We start from the raw sequence: 17,077 nt of genomic DNA on the forward strand, positions 1-17,077 counted from the left end.
TCGGCGATGTACGCCGCCAACCACCTCGAGGGCGTGGCCGCCATCGCCTGCATGACCTCCACCGGCTACACCCCGCTGATCGCCTCGCGCATCCGCTCCGGGCTGCCGATCGTCGGCCTGGCACACAGCCCCGTCGCCCAGCGGCGCATGGCGTTGTATCGTGGAGTCATCTCGCTGCCCTTCGACACCAGCGAGATGTCGGCCGACGAGCTCAACGACCGCGCCCTGGATCGAGTGGTGGCCAAGGGCATCGCGGTTCCCGGGGATCACGTCATCCTCACTCGCGGCGACCACATGAACGCCCATGGCGGCACCAATACCCTGCGCATCATCAAGGTGGAAGCCCAGCATGAGTGAGACACGCCCGCGGCGGGACATCCGCCGCACCCTGCCGGCGCGCAAGCGCATCGCCTTGATCGCCCATGACGGCAAGAAGCCGGAGATGATGGCCTGGGCCGAGCGCTGGCAGGACACCCTGAGCCGCCACGCGCTGGTCGGCACCGGCACCACCGCGACCCGGCTCGCCCGGCAGCTGGGGCTCGAGATCGAGCCGCTGATGAGCGGCCCGCTGGGCGGCGATCAGCAGATCGGCGCACGCATTGCCGAGCAGGGCCTCGACCTGCTGATCTTCTTCTGGGACCCCTTCGCGCCCCAGCCCCACGATCCCGACGTCAAGGCGCTGCTGCGCCTGGCCGCGCTGTGGAACGTCCCGGTGGCCTGCAATCCCGCTAGCGCGGACTTCCTGCTCAGCTCGCCCCTGCTCGGCCGCGACGTCGAGATCGATATCCCCGATGCCGGCGGCTGGATCTCGGCGCGCGCCGACTGAGCGCCACGACAAGAAGACATAAAGAAAGCCCCAACGAGGACACCTTGCATGTTTCAGCTCACCCGCAGCGTCACCTGGCAGGCCCTGAAGCGTCTGCATGACGACACCGCCAGCGACCGCATCGCCGACTACTTCACCGCCGACCCGAAGCGCTTCGACAAGATGAGCCTGCGCGTCGGCGGCCTGTTCCTCGACTACTCCAAGCATCACATTTCCGAGGCGGTGCTGGAGAAGCTGCTCGAACTGGTCGACCACTCGGCGCTGGTCCAGCGCCGCGCCCAGATGTTCTCCGGCGACATCATCAACGTCACCGAGAATCGTCCGGTGCTGCACACCGCGCTGCGCAACGTCGGCGAGGGTCCGCTGATGGTCGACGGCGAGGACGTGATGCCGGAGATCCAGCGCACCCGCGAGCAGATCAAGCGCTTCTCCGAGGCGGTACGCAGCGGCGAGTGGAAGGGCTACAGCGGCGAGCGCATCAAGGACGTGGTCAACATCGGCATCGGCGGCTCCGATCTGGGGCCCAACATGGCCTGCCGGGCGCTGCTCAAGTACCGCCATCCGGAGCTCAACTTCCACTTCGTTTCCAACGTCGACGGCGCCCACATCCAGAAGGTGCTCAGCGGGCTCGACCCGGCCACCACGCTGTTCATCGTCTCGACCAAGACCTTCTCCACCCAGGAGACGCTGCTCAACGCCAAGACCGCGCGTCGCTGGTTCCTGGAGCAGGCCGGCGAGGACGCCGACGTGGGCGCGCACTTCGTCGCCGCCTCCACCAACCGCAAGGCGGCCATGGAATTCGGCATCCGCGAAGAGAACGTCTTCGAGTTCTGGGCCTGGGTCGGCGGACGCTATTCCATGTGGTCGTCGATCGGCCTGCCGATCGCGCTGGCCGTGGGCTTCGAGGGCTTCATGGAGATGCTCGAGGGCGCCTACGAGATGGACCAGCACTTCCTGACCGCGCCCAACGCCGCCAACATGCCGGTACTGATGGCGCTGATCGGGATCTGGTACATCAATTTCACCGGCGCCGAGACCCACGCCATCGTGCCCTACGACCAGGCGCTGCATCAGTTGCCGTCCTTCCTGCAGCAGCTCGACATGGAGTCCAACGGCAAGTCGGTGGACATCTTCGGCCACCCGGTCGACTACAAGACCGGGCCGATCGTCTGGGGCCAGACCGGCTCCAACGGCCAACACGCCTTCTTCCAGCTGCTGCACCAGGGCACCCGCTACGTGCCGATCGACTTCATCGCCTCGCTCAAGCCCGAGCCCGGCATGGAGGATCACCACTTCGCGCTGCTGACCAACATGCTGGCCCAGGCCAACGCCTTCATGGAAGGCAGCCAGAAGGGCAGCGACCTGGACCCCTACAGCTGCCCGGGCAACCGCCCCTCCAGCACCCTGCTGCTCGACGAGCTGACGCCGAAGAACCTCGGCGCCCTGATCGCCCTGTACGAGCACAAGGTGTTCGTCCAGGGGGTGATCTGGAACATCAACTCCTTCGACCAGTGGGGCGTGCAGCTCGGCAAGCGCATCGCCGGCGAGATCAGCGAGCGCATCGACGAAAACAGCCAGGACTTCGACGGCTCCACCCAGGGCCTGCTGACGCTGGTGCGAGAGCACTTCCCGAGCCAGAAGCGCCAGGCCGGCAACGGCGAGGCGCCCAAGGCCAAGCCGGAACCGAAACCCAAGCGCAGCAAGACCTCGAGCTGATGCTAGAAGGAGCGCCTATGCCCTCAGGCGCGGGGTCGGGCGCCTATAATGCGCCGCGTCCGACCCTCTGCCCCCACCAGGCAGCGGCGAGCCACAGCGGCACGCTGCCGACGCCATAGGCCAGCGCCAGCCCGGGGCGCGACGTCTCCAGCAGATAGAGCGTCTCCAGGCCGAACAGCGAGAAGGTGGTGAAGCCGCCGCAGAAGCCGGCCACCAGAAAGGGCTGCCAGCGGGCGGCATGGCCGGTGATGCGGTGCGCCGCCCGGGCGGCGAAGGTGGCGATCAGCCAGGAGCCGACCAGATTGACCGCCAGGGTGCCCCACAGGAAGGCGCTGCCCAGCGCCTGCATCACGCCGAGCCCCACCAGATGACGCGACAGCGCCCCCAGTCCGCTGCCGAGCCCCACCGCCAGGTAGCTGCGCCAGCCCGTCATGCGCCACCTCCGGCCAGCCACCAGCCCAGCGCTGCAGCGGCCACGCCGGCCATCAGGGTAATCAGCACGTTGGCCGCGGCCGGGCCAGTGCGGCCCTCCTGCCACAGGGTCAGGGTCTGCAGGCTGAAGGACGACACCGTGGTGAAGCCGCCGAGCCCGCCGACTGCCAACAGCGACCAGGCCGGCGACGCCGTCAGCGGCCAGCCCAGTGCCGGCGCCAGGGCGCCGATCGCCAGGCAGCCCAGCACGTTCACCACCAGGGTGCCCCAGGGGAAACCGCGCCCCAGCCAGCGCGCCGCCAGGTCGCCTACCGCCAGGCGCGCCATACCACCCAGCGCTCCTCCCACTGCCACCAGCCCCAGGCCGACGATGCCGCCGCTCATGATCCGTCTCCGCATGAATTCGCCAACATGCTAACGAAGCCGGGGGAAGCCGACAAAAAAACGCCACCCGAGGAGGGTGGCGCAGGGGGCATGCTTGCCTTGCAGGGAATATCGCCGTGGAGGCTTGAAAACAAAGATGACATAGACTTCGACATATGTACAACTCTCGTACACCATTGTAGGACGCTCGAGACTCGACGCCTTTCCCCCAGACTGGGAAGATGCCGACTATTACCATGCCTCACACCCACGCCACGACAAGGAGGCCCATCGCGTGACGCTCCCCAGACGAACCCTCTATCTGCTCAGCGGCTGGCTCCTGGCCTGTCTGCTGCTGGTCTCGGGCCCGCTGCAGGCACAGCAGAACCCCGACGGCCAGCAGGCGGCCAACGCCACCCTGGCCAGCCTGCTGGAGAATCCCGAGACGCGCCAGCAGCTGATCGACCAGCTGCGCGCCCAGGCCCAGGCGCCGGCCGATGCCGCCACCGAGGCGGCCAAGGAGGTCGCCAGCGAGCCCTCGCTGCCGCGCCAGCTGGCCAACGCCACCAGCCACGTCGTCGATGAGCTGGGCGGACAGATCGGCCGCGCGGCCGATACCCTGGTCAGCCTGTTCGAGGGCGGCCTGGGTGACGACAGCGGCTTCGACATGGCCGCCTTCACCAGCGCCGCCATCAACCTCGGCATGGTCATCCTGGCGACCTTCGTGCTGTTCGTCGTCATCCGCCGACTCGCCCGACCGCTCTTCACCCGCCTCAGCCAGTGGTCGCTGAACGGCCAGGGCCTGCAGCCGCTGCTGCGGCTGGTGCTGTGCGTCGGCGTCGCGGCGCTGATCGATGCCCTGGTGGTGGCCCTGGCCTACGTCGGCGGCAATCTGGTCGCCACCTTCGCGGTGGGCGAGAGCGGCGAACTCTCCACCCGCGCCTCGCTGTTCCTCAACGCCTTCCTGGTCATCGAGCTGCTCAAGGCCGCGGTGCGGATGCTGTTCGCCTCGCACTACGAGGGGCTGCGGCTGCTGCCCATCGGGGCCGACAGCGCGCGCTACTGGAACCGCTGGATCGCCCGCCTGATCGGCCTGGCCGGCTACGGCCTGATGGTGGGGGTGCCGCTGGTCAACGTCTACCTGTCGCCGTCGCTGGGCAGCGCCGTGGGCACCCTGATCATGCTCGGCGCCTACGTCTACGCCCTGGCCGTGGTGCTGCGCAATCGCCAGCCCCTGCGCCAGGCCCTGAACCACAAGGCCGGGCAGACCACCATGACCGCCAGCCGGGTCTCGCTGCAGCTGTTCGCCCGCACCTGGCACCTGTTCGCGCTGGCCTACTTCACGGTGGTGCTGGTGCTGACCCTGACCCGCCCCGAGACCGCCCTGCCCTTCGTGCTGCTGGCCACGCTCAAGACGCTGGTGACCGTGCTGGCGGGCATGCTGATCTCGTCCTTCCTGACCCAGACCATCGGCCGCCGCATTCGCCTCAACGACGATCTGCGTCGCAAGCTGCCGCTGCTGGAGGCGCGGCTCAACAGCTACGTGCCCACCGCGCTGCGGGTCGTGCGCGCCGTGATCCTGATCGTGGTGGTGATGCTGGTGCTGAACGCCTGGGGCGCCTTCGACCTCGCCGCCTGGTACGCCTCCGAAGCCGGCCGCAGCCTGGTCGGCAAGCTGGTCAGCGTGTTCGTGATCCTGGCAGTAGCCGCCGGCGCCTGGCTGGGGCTGGCCAGCCTGATCGAGCACAAGCTGAACCCCGAGACCGGCGGCGGCATGCCCTCGGCCCGGACCCAGACCCTGCTGGCGCTGTTCCGCAACGCCCTGGCCATCGCCCTGATCACGCTGACGGCGATGATCGTGCTGTCCGAGATCGGCATCAACATCGGCCCGCTGATCGCCGGCGCCGGGGTGCTGGGCCTGGCCATCGGCTTCGGCGCCCAGAAGCTGGTGCAGGACATCATCACCGGGGTCTTCATTCAGATCGAGAACGCCATGAACACCGGCGACGTGATCACGGTGGGCGGGGTCACCGGGGTGGCCGAGAAGCTGAGCATCCGCTCGGTGGGCATCCGCGACCTCTCCGGCACCTACCACATCGTGCCCTTCTCCAGCGTCGACACCGTCTCCAACTACATGCGCGACTTCGCCTACCACGTCGGCGAGTACGGCATCGCCTACCGCGAGGACATCGACCAGGCGATCCAGGCCCTGCGCGACGCCTTCGACGACCTCGCCAACGACGAGGAGCAGAAGGCCAAGCTGCTGGAGCCGCTGGAAGTGGCCGGGGTCATCGCGCTGGCCGACAGCTCGGTCAACATCCGCGTGCGCCTGATGACCACCCCGGGCGACCAGTGGGCCGTGGGCCGCGCCTACAACCGGCTGGTCAAGCTGCACTTCGACGCCGCCGGCATCGAGATTCCCTTCCCGCACACCACGCTCTACTTCGGGGAGAACAAGGACGGCAGCGCGCCGCCGGCCAACCTGCGCATCCTCGACAAGCAGGCCGCCGGATCCGACGAGCATCGTCAGCAGGACGCCCACTTCGGCCCGGCCGATACCGGCGCCGCCCGGGAGGTCCACAACCAGGACGACGGCAGCTGAGCCGTGCCCGGGCGGCGTCCGCGGATGCCGCCCGGGTTTCCCCATGCCCTCCGCCACGCTCCCTGACAGACGGCGGAACGCACCACGAAGAAGGGGCTGCCGATCGGCAGCCCCTTCTCTTGTTTCCTGCTCTCTGGTTGACTGGCCCGCCGGGCGCCGGCGGGCGCGGATGTGCTCGCTCAGGAGGCCTGACGGGCGCCGTTGCGCGCCAGGGTATCCTCGGGCTCGGTGGGCTGAGGCAGCGAGGGCAGCGACTTGTCGAGCAGCTCGACGCTGCGGCGATAGTAGAGCTGGCTCTTGTTGTGCTCGCCCAGGTTGGCATAGAGCCGCGCCAGCTCGGCGCACACCACGCCGCTCGGGCGCTGGCGCTGACTGGCCTCGAAGTACTCCTGGGCCTTGCCCCAGTAGGCGTTGCGCAGCGACAGGCGCCCCAGGGTCAGCAGCAGATCCGGGTCATTGGGCCGCTCCTGCAGCCACTTCTCGGCCACCACCAGCTGGCGGGCGGCATCCACCTCGAGCAGACCGTAGCGGAGTACCAAGCGGCTGTCCCACTGCTCCTTGAGCGAGTGACGCAGCAGGCGCTCGGCGATGCCCTGCTCGTTGCCGCGCACCAGCGCCTCGGCGTAGAGCACGATCAGCTCGACCTTGTTGCGCAGCTCCTCGGGCATGTCGGCCCACAGGTTGCGTACCCGCTCGATGTCGCCCGGCTGGCGGGCCTCACGGGTGATCAGCTCGCGATAGGCCTGCAGCTCGAGCTGCTCGCGTTCCTCGCTGGAAATCAGCTGCTGGGCGCCCAGCCGCGGCAGCAGGCGGCGCAGGCCGTCCCAGTCGCTGAGGCTGATGTAGGCCTGCTTAAGCTGCTTGAGCACCTGTGGATGGTTGGGCAGATGGCGATCCAGGCGGGTGAGGATGGCCAGAGCCTCCTCGTACTGCTGGCGGTCCAGCATCAGCTGGGCCTGCATCATGCCCACCGCGGTGTCGGCGCCCTCGGTGCTGAGATGCGCGCGCTTGAGCAGGGTGTCGGCCTGCTCGTAGCGGCCCTGGTAGTGGGCCGCCAGCGCCGCGGAGAGGTAGTTGACCAGCGGTGTGCTGGAATCGTCGGCGGCCTTGACCAGCGACTTCTCGGCGCGCTTCCAGCGGCCCTCGGCCAGCGCCACCAGGCCGCGCACGGTGCGCTTCATGGCGGTGCGGTTGCGCGAGCGGCTGTTCCACACCTTGAAGCGCGACACCGGCCGCGACAGGCGCATCAGCAGGCGCAGCGCGAAGTGCAGCACGATGAAGGCGGCCAGCAGCAGCACCAGGCCGAACCAGAAGGAGGTCTGATAGGAGGTGTCGCCGACGCGCACCAGCCAGTAGCCGGGCACCGACATCATCAGCTGGCCGAACAGGGCCCCGACCGCGAGCCCGACGACGATGAGCAGGATCAGCTTTCTCATGATTCACCCCCCGAGGCGCTGCCACCGCCCTCGTGGCGATTGTCGATGAACTCGGCCATGGCCTGCTGGGAGCCGCTGATGTCCGGCAGCTCGGGGTGGATGTTGCGGCCCTTGAGCTCCTCGAGACGCGACATGACCGACTTCACGCCGTCATTGTCGGTGTCGTAGTAGCCGCGGAGCAGGGTCAGCGCCTTGTCCAGGCTGGCATCAAAGAGCTCCTGCTCCTCCTTGAGCAGCGCCAGCTGCGCCTGCTCGAGGATCAGCCGCACGCTCTGGCGCAGGTAGGATTCCTGCTCCGGCGAGATCAGCGCCTCCAGGGCCTCGTCATGCTTGCGCACCGTGACCAGGTCCTTGAGCTCGCTGCCGAAACGGGCCAGCTGCTGCTTCCAGGTGCCGCTCGGCGCCTCCTCGATGGTGGAGTTGGCGGCGATCTGGTCGATGTCCTGGGCCAGCGGCAGGCCGGCGATCTGTTCCTGCTCGGCGTTGAGCGCCAGGTAGAGGCCGGTGCGGTCGATCCGCGGCACGGCGTCCAGCGCCGCCAGCTCGGAGGCGATCTCGCGGCGCACCGGCAGCAGTGCCGGGTTGTCGGCATCGCGCAGTCGGGCATCGGCGGTGCGCAGCAGCGCCGCCGAGCCCTCGACGTCGCGCTCCAGCTGCAGGCGCTGGTTGGCCAGGCGCAGCAGGTAGGCGGCCTCGGCATGGAGCCAGTCGCGCGAATCGGTCTTCTGCTCGCGGGACAGCTGCTCGAGGACCCGGTCGAGGGCGTCATCGACGTTGCCGCGATAGTCGGAGAACTCGCTACGCAGGTCACCGATGGCGGCTTCGCGCTCGCTCTGGCCGCTTTCCAGCTGCGCGGCCAGGTCGTCCAGCGCGCCTTGGCTGGCGGGCTGCTCGGGCAGCGCGGCCAGGCTCTGCTGCTGGGCGTCGAGGCGCTGCCAGACCTGCCAGCCGAAGTAGGCGCCGCCGACGCCGAGCAGGATCACCAGCCCCAGCGCCACGGCGCCGGACTTGCCGCCCCGCTTGCCGCCGGACGCGCCTTCATCGCCACCGGCTCCCTTGCCGCCCTGGCCAGCCGCAGCGCCGGTGGGCGTCGTCTTGCCCTGGGAGGGCCTGGCGCCGCCCTTGCCGGCGCCGCTGGTCGCATCGGACTTGCTGGCAGCGGGTTTATTCGTTTCGGGCTTGGCGGCACTCGACGCGGCGGTCGCGTCGCTGCGCTTGCCGTCGGACGAGGCCTTGTTCGCGTCTGCCGACGCCGACTTGCCGTCGGCCTGGGAGGTAGACGCCGAATCCCTGGCCGACTGCTGGGCGCCGCCCTTGCCACGCCGCCGGGAACGCCGCGACGAGGAAGTGTTGCCGCCCTGGCTCGCCTCGGCCTCGACCTGGGGCGACGAGTCGGCGTCATTCCCGGCGCCGGAGGGCGTCTGTTGTTCGTCCTGATCGTTGTGTTGCTTGCTCATCTGTCGCTAGCCCTTTTCGAGATCGTCATGATCGACATCGGCCCTCTCCGGGTCTTCCTCGGCCACGGCCTTCGCCAGCGCGGCGGGCGTGGCCCCCGCCGCCACCACGGGGCGACGAAACCCCAGCGTGCCGGCCAGTGTAGCCAACCGGGTACTGGACACGATTAGCGGTTGGTGCAAGGCGGCGCGCGAGCACCATCTTGCCAGATGTTCGAGGATTTCTCCGCTGGAGGCCACCAGCGCCCGATAGTCACCGCTGGCGAGCCGGCGCCGGAAGGCGGCGTCGGGGTCGAGCAGGCGGCGGCGGTAGAGCGCCAGCCGGGTCAGCTGGGCGCCGCGAGCGGCGAGGGTATCGCCGAGCAGCGCCCGGCCACCCTCGCCCGCCGCCAGCAGCACGGGCTGCTCGTCGAGGCGCTGTAGCGACCCCAGGCCGAGCAGCGCCTCGCTGGTGTCGCCGTCACCGGCAGGCGGCAGATGCACGCGCACGCCCAGCTCGCGATGCAGCACCTCGGCGGTGGCCGCGCCCACGGCATAGTAGTCGATGCCCACCGGCAGCTGCGGCCAGTAGCGATCCAAGGCCTCGGCCAGGCACTCGGCGGCGAAGGGGCTGACCACCACCACCCGCCGGAACCGATCGAAATCGAGCCAGGCATTGCGATGCGCCTGGCTCTCCGGCAGCGGCTCGAGGGCCATGACCTCGCCGCGCTCGACGACGTAGCCACGCGCGGCGATGGCCTCGGCCAGCGCCGCGGCCCGCGGGCCGGGACGGCAGATCAGCACCGGCGCGTTCGCCATCAGCCGGCGCCGTAGACCTCGGCGAGAATGTCGCCGGCACCCATCTCCAGCAGCTCCTCGGCGACGCGGATGCCCAGCGCTTCCGGCTCGTGGATCGAGCCGCGGCCCTCGGCGCGCAGCACTTCGGTGCCCTCGGGATTGCCGACCAGGGCACGCAGCCACAGGGTCTGGCCGTCATCCTCGAACACGGCATGGCCACCGATCGGCACCTGGCAGCCGCCCTCGAGACGGGTGTTCATGGCGCGTTCGGCGCGCACCCGAGTGGCCGTGGCCGGGTCGTCGAGCGGTGCCAGCAGCGAGATCAGCTCGGCGTCATGCATGCGGCACTCGATGCCCAGCGCCCCCTGACCGCAAGCCGGCAGGCAGACCTCCGGCGGCAGTTCCATGGTGATGCGCTCGCCGAGCCCCAGGCGCTTGAGGCCCGAGGTGGCCAGCAGGATGGCCTCGAACTCGCCGTCGTCGAGCTTGCCGAGGCGGGTCTGGACGTTGCCGCGCAGGCTCAACACCTCGAGGTCGGGGCGCGCCTCGCGCACCTGCAGCCCGCGGCGCAGGCTGGAAGTGCCGACGCGGGCCCCCTCGGGCAGCTCGTCCAGCGAGGCATAGTGGTTGGAGACGAAGGCGTCGGTGGGCTCGGCCCCCGCCAGGATCACCGACAGCCCCAGGCTCTCGGGGAAGTGCATCGGCACATCCTTCATGGAGTGCACGGCGATGTCGGCGCGACCGTCGAGCATCGCCTCCTCCAGCTCCTTGACGAACAGCCCCTTGCCGCCGACCTTGGCCAGCGGCGTGTCGAGGATCTGATCGCCGCGGGTGGACATCGGCACCAGCTCCACCTCGAGGCCGGGATGCGTCGCCATCAGGCGATCACGCACGTGTTCGGCCTGCCACAGGGCCAGCTGGCTCTTGCGAGTGGCGATACGCAGCGTTGTCATGGCTTGCACAGGCGTTTTCTCCGTCCCGGTTTCATTGCGCCGGCGCCTTCGCGCGGGCGCCCGGTGATCTCTGATATGCCTTCATCATAAAGTACCCGACAGGCCAGGAAAAACGCAGCCCCCCCGGGCGCTGCCGCGAACGGTCGCCCGGCGGCACGCCGAAGGCGCCGCCGAGCAGGCCGCCATGCCCCTCGCCTGGCCCGTGGACTCTGGTACACTTTCCGCCATGTCAAGCCGGCACGGCCCGCCGCTCGCCGCCTCCCTCTTACCGTCATGCAGGATGTCAGCCCGATGAGCCAAACCCCGACGAACGACAGCACCAACCAGTCCTGGGGCGGCCGCTTCAGCGAGCCCACCGACGCCTTCGTCGCCCGCTTCACCGCCTCGGTCGACTTCGACCGGCGCCTGGCCCACCACGACATCCAGGGCTCTCGCGCCCACGCCACCATGCTGGCGCGGGTCGGCGTGCTGACCGAGGACGAGCGCGACGCCATCCTGGCAGGCCTCGACGAGGTCCAGGCGGAGATCGAGGCCGGCACCTTCGAGTGGTCGGTGGCGCTCGAGGACGTGCACATGAACATCGAGGCGCGGCTCACCGACAAGATCGGCATCACCGGCAAGAAGCTGCACACCGGCCGCTCACGCAACGACCAGGTGGCCACCGACATCCGCCTGTTCCTGCGCGACGAGATCGACACCGTGGCCGCCGAGCTCTCCCGCCTGCGCCAGGGCCTGATCGCGCTGGCCGAGCGCGAGGCCGACACCATCATGCCCGGCTTCACCCACCTGCAGACCGCCCAGCCGGTGACCTTCGGTCACCATCTGCTGGCCTGGCAGGAGATGCTGTCCCGCGACCACGAGCGCCTGCTCGACTGCCGCAAGCGGGTCAACGTGCTGCCGCTGGGCGCCGCCGCCCTGGCCGGCACCACCTACCCGATCGACCGCCACGTGACCGCCGAGCTGCTGGGCTTCGACCGCCCGGCCGAGAACAGCCTCGACGCCGTCAGCGATCGCGACTTCGCCATCGAGTTCACCGCCTTCGCCAGCACCCTGCTGATGCACCTGTCGCGCATGAGCGAGGAGCTGGTGCTGTGGACCAGCGCCCAGTTCGACTTCATCGACCTGCCCGACCGCTTCTGCACCGGCTCCTCGATCATGCCGCAGAAGAAGAACCCGGACGTGCCGGAGCTGGTGCGCGGCAAGACCGGCCGCGTCTACGGCCACCTGATGGGCATGCTGACGCTGATGAAGTCCCAGCCGCTGGCCTACAACAAGGACAACCAGGAGGACAAGGAGCCGCTGTTCGACGCCCTGACCACCGTGCAGGACTGCCTCAAGGCGTTCGCCGACATGGTGCCGGCCATCGAGGCCAAGGCCGACAGCATGCGCGAGGCCGCGCGCAAGGGCTTCTCCACCGCCACCGACCTGGCGGACTACCTGGTGTGCCGCGGCGTGGCCTTCCGCGACGCCCACGAGATCGTCGGCCAGTCCGTGGCCTACGGCCTGCGCGAGGGCAAGGACCTGTCCGACATGAGCCTCGAGGAGCTGCGCCAGTTCTCCGACGTGATCGAGCAGGACGTGTTCGAGGTGCTGACCCTCGAGGGCTCGGTGGCCGCGCGCAACCACATCGGCGGCACCGCCCCGGACCAGGTGCGCGCCGCCGCCCAGCGCGCCCGCGAGGCCCTGGCCGCGCTGGGAGCCCCGGGAGGCGAAGGCTGATGCGCCGCCTCGCTCCCCTCGCCCTGCTGACGCTCGCCCTGCTGGCCGGCTGCGGCCAGAAGGGTCCGCTCTACCTGCCCGGCGACGAGGCCGCGGCGGAGCGCTACGCGCCCCAGAGCGCCCAGCAGGATGCCGACACCCAGGACAACGACGATTCCCAAGGCAACGACGCCAACGCCGACGACACCCGCAGCGCCGAGGAAGACTGATGGACCATTTCGAATATCGCGACGGCGTCCTGTACGCGGAAGACGTGCCGCTGCCGCAGCTGGCCGAGGAGTTCGGCACGCCCTGCTACGTCTACTCCAAGGCCACCCTGGCGCGCCACTTCCGCGCCTACACCGAGGCCTTGGGCAGCCACCCGCACCTGATCTGCTACGCGGTGAAGGCCAACTCCAATCTGGCGGTGCTGAACCTGCTGGCCCGCCTCGGCGCCGGCTTCGACATCGTCTCGGTGGGCGAGCTGGAACGGGTGCTGGTGGCCGGCGGCGACCCGGCCAGGATCGTGTTCTCCGGCGTGGCCAAGGAAGAGAACGAGCTCGAGCGCGCGCTCTCGGTGGGCATCAAGTGCTTCAACGTCGAGTCCCGGGCCGAGCTCGAGCGGCTCAACGCCGTGGCCCGCGGCATGGGCAAGGTCGCCCCGGTCTCGCTGCGCGTCAATCCTGACGTCGACGCCGGCACCCATCCCTACATCTCCACCGGGCTGAAGGACAACAAGTTCGGCATCCCGGTCGACGAGGCCCATGAGGTCTACCGTCGGGCCGCGGCCATGGAGCACGTCCGCGTCGCCGGGCTGGACTGCCATATCGGCTCCCAGCTCACCGACACCACGCCCTTCCTCGACGCCCTCGACCGGCTGCTGGTGCTGCTCGAGAAGCTGCGCGAGGACGGCATCGAGATCGAGCACCTCGACCTCGGCGGCGGCCTCGGCGTGACCTACCAGGACGAGCGTCCGCCCCAGCCGTTCGACTACGCCACCGCGCTGCTCGAGCGACTGTCGCGCTGGCCGGGCAGCGAGCGTCTGACGCTGCTGTTCGAGCCGGGCCGCTCGATCGCCGCCAACGCCGGCGTGCTGCTGACCCGCGTCGAGTTCCTCAAGCCCGGCGAGACCAAGAACTTCGCCATCGTCGATGCGGCCATGAACGACCTGATCCGGCCCTCGCTGTACCAGGCCTGGCAGGCGATCCTCGCCGTCGACACCACCGGCGAACGCGCCAGCGACACCTACGACGTGGTCGGCCCGGTGTGCGAGACCGGCGACTTCCTCGGCAAGGACCGCGAGCTCGCCATCGCCCCGGGTGACCTGCTGGCGGTGCGCTCTGCCGGCGCCTACGGCTTCGTCATGGCCTCCAACTACAACAGCCGCCCGCGCCCGGCCGAGGTGATGGTCGACGGCGATCGCGCCCACCTGGTGCGCCGCCGCGAGCGGCTCGAGGACCTGTGGGCCGGCGAGGCGGTACTGCCGGACGACAGCGCGGAGACGCCCTGATGCTGCTGCAGTTCACCAAGATGCACGGGCTCGGCAATGACTTCATGGTGGTCGACCTGATCAGCCAGCGGGCGCGGCTGCGCGACGAGCAGATCCGCGCCCTGGCCGATCGCCGCTTCGGCATCGGCTTCGACCAGCTGCTGGTGGTCGAGCCGCCGCGCGATCCGGACATGGATTTCCGCTACCGGATCTACAACGCCGACGGCAGCGAGGTGGAGAACTGCGGCAACGGCGCCCGCTGCTTCGCCCGCTTCGTGCGTGACCAGCGCCTCACCCACAAGCACGAGATTCGCGTCGAGACCGCCGGCGGCCCCCTGACCCTGGTGGTCGAGGAAGACGAACGGGTTCGCGTCGACATGGGCACCCCGCGTTTCGCGCCCGAGGCGCTGCCGTTCGAGGCCGACGAGGACCGCCCACTGCACGCACTCACCGTCGAGGGCGAGTCCCTCAAGGTCGGCGTGGTGTCGATGGGCAACCCCCACGCGGTGCTGCGGGTCGACGACATCGACAGCGCGCCGGTAGCGCGCCTGGGCCCAGCCATCGAGCATCACCCGCGCTTTCCGAGACGGGTCAATGCCGGCTTCATGCAGGTCGTGTCGCCGCATGAGATTCGCCTGCGCGTCTTTGAACGCGGCAGCGGCGAGACCCTGGCCTGCGGCACCGGCGCCTGCGCGGCGGTGGCCACCGGCATCCGCCTGGGCTGGCTCGAGAGCCCGGTCACCGTGCACCTGCCCGGCGGCGATCTCGAGATCGCCTGGCCCGGCGACGACGCCCACCTGACCATGACCGGACCCGCCACGCGGGTCTTCGAGGGACGCGTACCCCTGGCATAAAGACCGACAACACCGCGCGCCCAACGCAGAGGAGAGATCGCCCATGAGCCAAGCCGCCCCCGAGCCGCGCAAGACCCTGGACCCCGACGTCGTCGCCCAGTGGCTGGCCCGCCATCCCGACTTCTTCGTCGGCCGCGAGGGGCTGCTGCAACAGCTGCGGGTGCCGCATCCCGAGGCCCGGGGCGCCACCTCGCTGTTGGAGCGTCTGGTGCACGACCTGCGCGGCCGCGCCGAACAGTCCGAATGGCGCCTCGAGCAGCTGCTCGAGTCGGCGCGGCACAACGAGGCCCAGTACCGCCGCACCCGCGAGCTGGTGCTGGCGCTGCTCGAGGCCGAGGACGGCGACGCCCTCGGCCAGGCGCTGGCGACCCAGTTCAGCGAGCGCTTCCAGACCCCGACGCTGGCGCTGTGGTGCCCGGCCGCGCTGACCGACGACGAGCCGAGCCCGCCCCAGGCGCCACGCCAGGTGCTCGACGACCATGCGGCCCAGCGTCTCAATGCCCTGCTCGACGGTCGGGCCAGCCGCTGCGCGCGGCTCACGCCCACCGACTGGAAGCGCCTGCTGCCCCACGCCCCGGCGCCCGACAAGGCCGGCTCCTGCGCCCTGGCGCGGCTGACCCTGGGCGAGCCCATGGGCTACCTGGTGCTGGCCAGCCCCGACCCGGACCACTTCCGCGCCAGCATGGACACCCTGTTCACCGAATACGTCGCCGACGTGGTCGCGCGGCTGCTGGTGCGGCTGGCCCCCGCCCGCCATGGCTGACACCACGCCGCTGACGCGCCAGGTCGAGGCCTGCCTCGCCGAGCTCGCCCGCACGGCGAGCCCGGCCACGGTGAGCGCCTATCGCCAGGACCTGGCGGCGCTCACCGCCTTTCTCGACGCCCAGGGCGTGGACGACGGCGGCGCGCTGGACGTGGCCCTGATGCGCCGCTTCCTCGGCGGCGAGCGGGCCGGCGGCCTGGCGCCGCGCAGCCTGGCCCGACGCCGCGCGGCGGTGGCGCGCTTCGCCGAATGGCTGCGGCGCGACGGTCGGCTGGCCCACAATCCGACCGAGCTGGTGCGCACGCCCAGGGCACCCAAGGACCTGCCGCGCCCGGTGGACGTGGACGCCCTGGCGCGCTTCCTCGATACGCCCCACGACGGCTCGCCGCTGGCGGTGCGCGACCAGGCCATGCTCGAGCTGTTCTATTCCAGCGGCCTGCGCCTGGCCGAGCTGGCCGCCCTCGACCTGACCGACCTCCAGCCCCAGCGGGTGCGGGTGCTGGGCAAGGGCGGCAAGCCGCGCCAGGTGCCGGTGGGCGCACGCGCTCGCCAGGCGCTGGACGCCTGGCTAGGCGTCCGCGGCGCCCTGGCCGGCGACGGCGAGAGCGCGCTGTTCGTCGGCGCCCGCGGCGGGCGCCTCGGCCACCGGGCGATCCAGCAGCGCCTGGCCCAGCTGGCCCGCCGGCGCGGCCTCGACGAACACCTGCATCCGCACCGGCTGCGCCACTCCTTCGCCAGCCACCTGCTCGAATCCAGCCAGGACCTGCGCGCGGTCCAGGAACTCCTGGGCCATGCCCACCTGTCCACCACTCAGGTCTACACCCGGCTGGACTGGCAGCACCTGGCCGCCGGGTACGACGCGGCACACCCCCGGGCGCGACGCCGCCCCGACGACAGCGACACTTCCCCATGACGCCACGCCCTCTCCATCCCCACGGCCAGCGCCCCCTCCAGGCCCTGACCTTCGACCTCGACGACACCTTGTGGGACAACCAGGGCGTGATGGCCCTGACCGAGGAGGGCCACTACGCCTGGCTCGACGAGTCCCTCGCCGAGTGGCTCGCCGCACGCGGCGAGCACGCACTGGGCCGCTTCGCCGAGCGGCAGCCGATCGAGGCCTACCAGCGCCGCCGGCGCGAGCTGGCCGAGCGCCATCCGCTGCGCCGCGGCGACTTCACCTGGATTCGCGAGCAGGCGCTGCGCGCGCTGCTGGAAGACTTCGGCCTGCCGCGTTCGGCGGCCTGGATGTGGGCGCTGGCGGCCATGGAGCAGTTTCACGGCCTGCGCCTGCGCGTCTCGCCCTATCCGGAAGTCGAACCGATGCTCGAGGACCTGCGTCGGCGCTACCGGCTGGCCTCGATCACCAACGGCAATCTGGCCTTCCACCGGCTGCCGCTGTCGCGCCACTTCGAGGTCTCGATCGCCGCCGGCGAGATGCACGCGCCCAAGCCGGATCCGCGCTGCTTTTTGATGACGCTGGCCAAGCTGGGCACCACGCCCGAGCGGGCGATGCATATCGGCGATTCCTGGCAGGAGGACATCCTGCCGGCGGTGCGGCTGGGCATGCAGGCGGCCTGGATCGCCGGCGATACGCCCCACGGCGAGGCGATGCCGGCGGGCGTGCACCGGCTCTCGCATATCCGCGAGCTGCCGGCGCTGCTAGAGAGGCTGGGTAAGGAATGATCCGCGTGGGAAACGGGAACCCCGAGGAAAA

The 17,077-nt window shown here is 70.1% G+C and carries 16 protein-coding genes and 1 pseudogene; 11 read left to right on the plus strand and 6 right to left on the minus strand.

Annotation, left to right across the window (positions count from 1 at the left end; genetic code table 11):
• From MYL53_RS16630 to pgi, 3 genes are all read left to right on the plus strand, one after another.
• On the plus strand, positions 1 to 357 hold a 357-nt coding region (locus tag MYL53_RS16630), incomplete at its 5' end, for a pyruvate kinase alpha/beta domain-containing protein (RefSeq protein WP_282103671.1).
• The gene (locus MYL53_RS16635) at positions 350 to 826 is read left to right on the plus strand and encodes a methylglyoxal synthase (protein ID WP_247855184.1); all 477 of its coding nucleotides are present in this window, start codon (positions 350 to 352) and stop codon (positions 824 to 826) included. The genes MYL53_RS16630 and MYL53_RS16635, both read left to right, overlap by 8 nt.
• 48 nt (positions 827 to 874) lie before the next feature.
• The gene (gene pgi, locus MYL53_RS16640; protein WP_247855186.1) at positions 875 to 2,542 is read left to right on the plus strand and encodes a glucose-6-phosphate isomerase; all 1,668 of its coding nucleotides are present in this window, start codon (positions 875 to 877) and stop codon (positions 2,540 to 2,542) included.
• A gap of 43 nt (positions 2,543 to 2,585) precedes the next feature.
• On the opposite strand, the gene MYL53_RS16645 is transcribed toward pgi, so the two are convergent.
• Together MYL53_RS16645 and crcB are read right to left on the minus strand one after the other, a co-directional pair.
• A complete protein-coding gene (locus MYL53_RS16645; RefSeq protein ID WP_247855188.1) occupies positions 2,586 to 2,975 on the minus strand; it encodes a fluoride efflux transporter FluC in 390 nt (129 codons plus the stop codon).
• On the minus strand, positions 2,972 to 3,358 hold the full coding sequence (crcB, locus tag MYL53_RS16650; RefSeq protein WP_247855190.1) for a fluoride efflux transporter CrcB: 387 nt from the start codon (positions 3,356 to 3,358) through the stop codon (positions 2,972 to 2,974). Before crcB ends, MYL53_RS16645 begins: the two co-directional genes overlap by 4 nt.
• Before the next feature lie 274 nt (positions 3,359 to 3,632).
• On the opposite strand from crcB, the gene ybiO reads away from it, so the two are divergent.
• Positions 3,633 to 5,939: a mechanosensitive channel protein gene (gene ybiO / locus MYL53_RS16655; RefSeq protein WP_247855193.1), complete on the plus strand. Its 2,307-nt coding sequence runs from the start codon at positions 3,633 to 3,635 to the stop codon at positions 5,937 to 5,939.
• Positions 5,940 to 6,118: 179 nt separating this feature from the next.
• Here the strand turns inward: ybiO and MYL53_RS16660 are convergent, their stop codons facing one another.
• Genes MYL53_RS16660 through hemC form a run of 4 tightly spaced genes read right to left on the minus strand, consistent with a single transcriptional unit; the run spans position 6,119 to position 10,559 of the window.
• Positions 6,119 to 7,375, minus strand: coding sequence for a heme biosynthesis HemY N-terminal domain-containing protein (locus tag MYL53_RS16660; RefSeq protein WP_247855194.1), 1,257 nt, complete (start codon positions 7,373 to 7,375; stop codon positions 6,119 to 6,121).
• Positions 7,372 to 8,832: a uroporphyrinogen-III C-methyltransferase gene (locus MYL53_RS16665; protein WP_247855196.1), complete on the minus strand. Its 1,461-nt coding sequence runs from the start codon at positions 8,830 to 8,832 to the stop codon at positions 7,372 to 7,374. Before MYL53_RS16665 ends, MYL53_RS16660 begins: the two co-directional genes overlap by 4 nt.
• Positions 8,833 to 8,838: 6 nt before the next feature.
• Positions 8,839 to 9,627: a uroporphyrinogen-III synthase gene (locus MYL53_RS16670; protein WP_247855198.1), complete on the minus strand. Its 789-nt coding sequence runs from the start codon at positions 9,625 to 9,627 to the stop codon at positions 8,839 to 8,841.
• Positions 9,627 to 10,559, minus strand: coding sequence for a hydroxymethylbilane synthase (hemC, locus tag MYL53_RS16675; RefSeq protein ID WP_282103674.1), 933 nt, complete (start codon positions 10,557 to 10,559; stop codon positions 9,627 to 9,629). The genes MYL53_RS16670 and hemC overlap by 1 nt, the downstream gene beginning before the upstream one ends.
• Before the next feature lie 291 nt (positions 10,560 to 10,850).
• Here hemC and argH point away from each other — a divergent pair, with 291 nt between their 5' ends.
• The 7 genes and pseudogenes from argH to MYL53_RS16710 all read left to right on the plus strand — a co-directional run bounded on the left by argH (position 10,851) and on the right by MYL53_RS16710 (position 17,046).
• Positions 10,851 to 12,278: an argininosuccinate lyase gene (argH, locus tag MYL53_RS16680; RefSeq protein WP_247855201.1), complete on the plus strand. Its 1,428-nt coding sequence runs from the start codon at positions 10,851 to 10,853 to the stop codon at positions 12,276 to 12,278.
• Positions 12,278 to 12,382, plus strand: a pseudogene (gene lptM, locus MYL53_RS17380) (LPS translocon maturation chaperone LptM); the annotation flags it as partial. The gene argH and the pseudogene lptM, both read left to right, overlap by 1 nt.
• 104 nt (positions 12,383 to 12,486) lie before the next feature.
• Positions 12,487 to 13,767 carry a diaminopimelate decarboxylase gene (gene lysA, locus MYL53_RS16690; RefSeq protein ID WP_247855203.1) on the plus strand — a complete coding sequence of 427 codons (1,281 nt, stop codon included), beginning with the start codon at positions 12,487 to 12,489 and terminating at the stop codon, positions 13,765 to 13,767.
• A complete protein-coding gene (gene dapF / locus MYL53_RS16695; protein WP_247855204.1) occupies positions 13,767 to 14,600 on the plus strand; it encodes a diaminopimelate epimerase in 834 nt (277 codons plus the stop codon). The genes lysA and dapF overlap by 1 nt, the downstream gene beginning before the upstream one ends.
• 43 nt (positions 14,601 to 14,643) lie before the next feature.
• Positions 14,644 to 15,363 carry a DUF484 family protein gene (locus MYL53_RS16700; protein ID WP_247855205.1) on the plus strand — a complete coding sequence of 240 codons (720 nt, stop codon included), beginning with the start codon at positions 14,644 to 14,646 and terminating at the stop codon, positions 15,361 to 15,363.
• Complete coding sequence (locus MYL53_RS16705) at positions 15,356 to 16,276, plus strand: tyrosine recombinase XerC (protein ID WP_247855206.1); 921 nt, start codon at positions 15,356 to 15,358, stop codon at positions 16,274 to 16,276. The genes MYL53_RS16700 and MYL53_RS16705 overlap by 8 nt, the downstream gene beginning before the upstream one ends.
• The gene (locus tag MYL53_RS16710; RefSeq protein ID WP_247855207.1) at positions 16,273 to 17,046 is read left to right on the plus strand and encodes an HAD family hydrolase; all 774 of its coding nucleotides are present in this window, start codon (positions 16,273 to 16,275) and stop codon (positions 17,044 to 17,046) included. The genes MYL53_RS16705 and MYL53_RS16710 overlap by 4 nt, the downstream gene beginning before the upstream one ends.
• The last annotated feature ends 31 nt before the right edge of the window (positions 17,047 to 17,077 follow it).

This window comes from Halomonas getboli, assembly GCF_023094245.1.
Lineage (GTDB): Bacteria > Pseudomonadota > Gammaproteobacteria > Pseudomonadales > Halomonadaceae > Halomonas > Halomonas getboli.

What these genes read in the sequence shown, in the direction of transcription:
- MYL53_RS16665 (WP_247855196.1), bottom strand. Translation starts at nt 8,832, where the DNA reads ATGAGCAAGCAACACAACGATCAGGACGAACAACAGACGCCCTCCGGC.
- MYL53_RS16645 (WP_247855188.1), bottom strand. Translation starts at nt 2,975, where the DNA reads ATGACGGGCTGGCGCAGCTACCTGGCGGTGGGGCTCGGCAGCGGACTG.
- MYL53_RS16670 (WP_247855198.1), bottom strand. Translation starts at nt 9,627, where the DNA reads ATGGCGAACGCGCCGGTGCTGATCTGCCGTCCCGGCCCGCGGGCCGCG.
- lysA (WP_247855203.1), top strand. Translation starts at nt 12,487, where the DNA reads ATGGACCATTTCGAATATCGCGACGGCGTCCTGTACGCGGAAGACGTG.
- MYL53_RS16660 (WP_247855194.1), bottom strand. Translation starts at nt 7,375, where the DNA reads ATGAGAAAGCTGATCCTGCTCATCGTCGTCGGGCTCGCGGTCGGGGCC.
- MYL53_RS16705 (WP_247855206.1), top strand. Translation starts at nt 15,356, where the DNA reads ATGGCTGACACCACGCCGCTGACGCGCCAGGTCGAGGCCTGCCTCGCC.
- dapF (WP_247855204.1), top strand. Translation starts at nt 13,767, where the DNA reads ATGCTGCTGCAGTTCACCAAGATGCACGGGCTCGGCAATGACTTCATG.
- MYL53_RS16700 (WP_247855205.1), top strand. Translation starts at nt 14,644, where the DNA reads ATGAGCCAAGCCGCCCCCGAGCCGCGCAAGACCCTGGACCCCGACGTC.
- hemC (WP_282103674.1), bottom strand. Translation starts at nt 10,559, where the DNA reads ATGACAACGCTGCGTATCGCCACTCGCAAGAGCCAGCTGGCCCTGTGG.
- argH (WP_247855201.1), top strand. Translation starts at nt 10,851, where the DNA reads ATGAGCCAAACCCCGACGAACGACAGCACCAACCAGTCCTGGGGCGGC.
- MYL53_RS16710 (WP_247855207.1), top strand. Translation starts at nt 16,273, where the DNA reads ATGACGCCACGCCCTCTCCATCCCCACGGCCAGCGCCCCCTCCAGGCC.
- MYL53_RS16635 (WP_247855184.1), top strand. Translation starts at nt 350, where the DNA reads ATGAGTGAGACACGCCCGCGGCGGGACATCCGCCGCACCCTGCCGGCG.
- pgi (WP_247855186.1), top strand. Translation starts at nt 875, where the DNA reads ATGTTTCAGCTCACCCGCAGCGTCACCTGGCAGGCCCTGAAGCGTCTG.
- crcB (WP_247855190.1), bottom strand. Translation starts at nt 3,358, where the DNA reads ATGAGCGGCGGCATCGTCGGCCTGGGGCTGGTGGCAGTGGGAGGAGCG.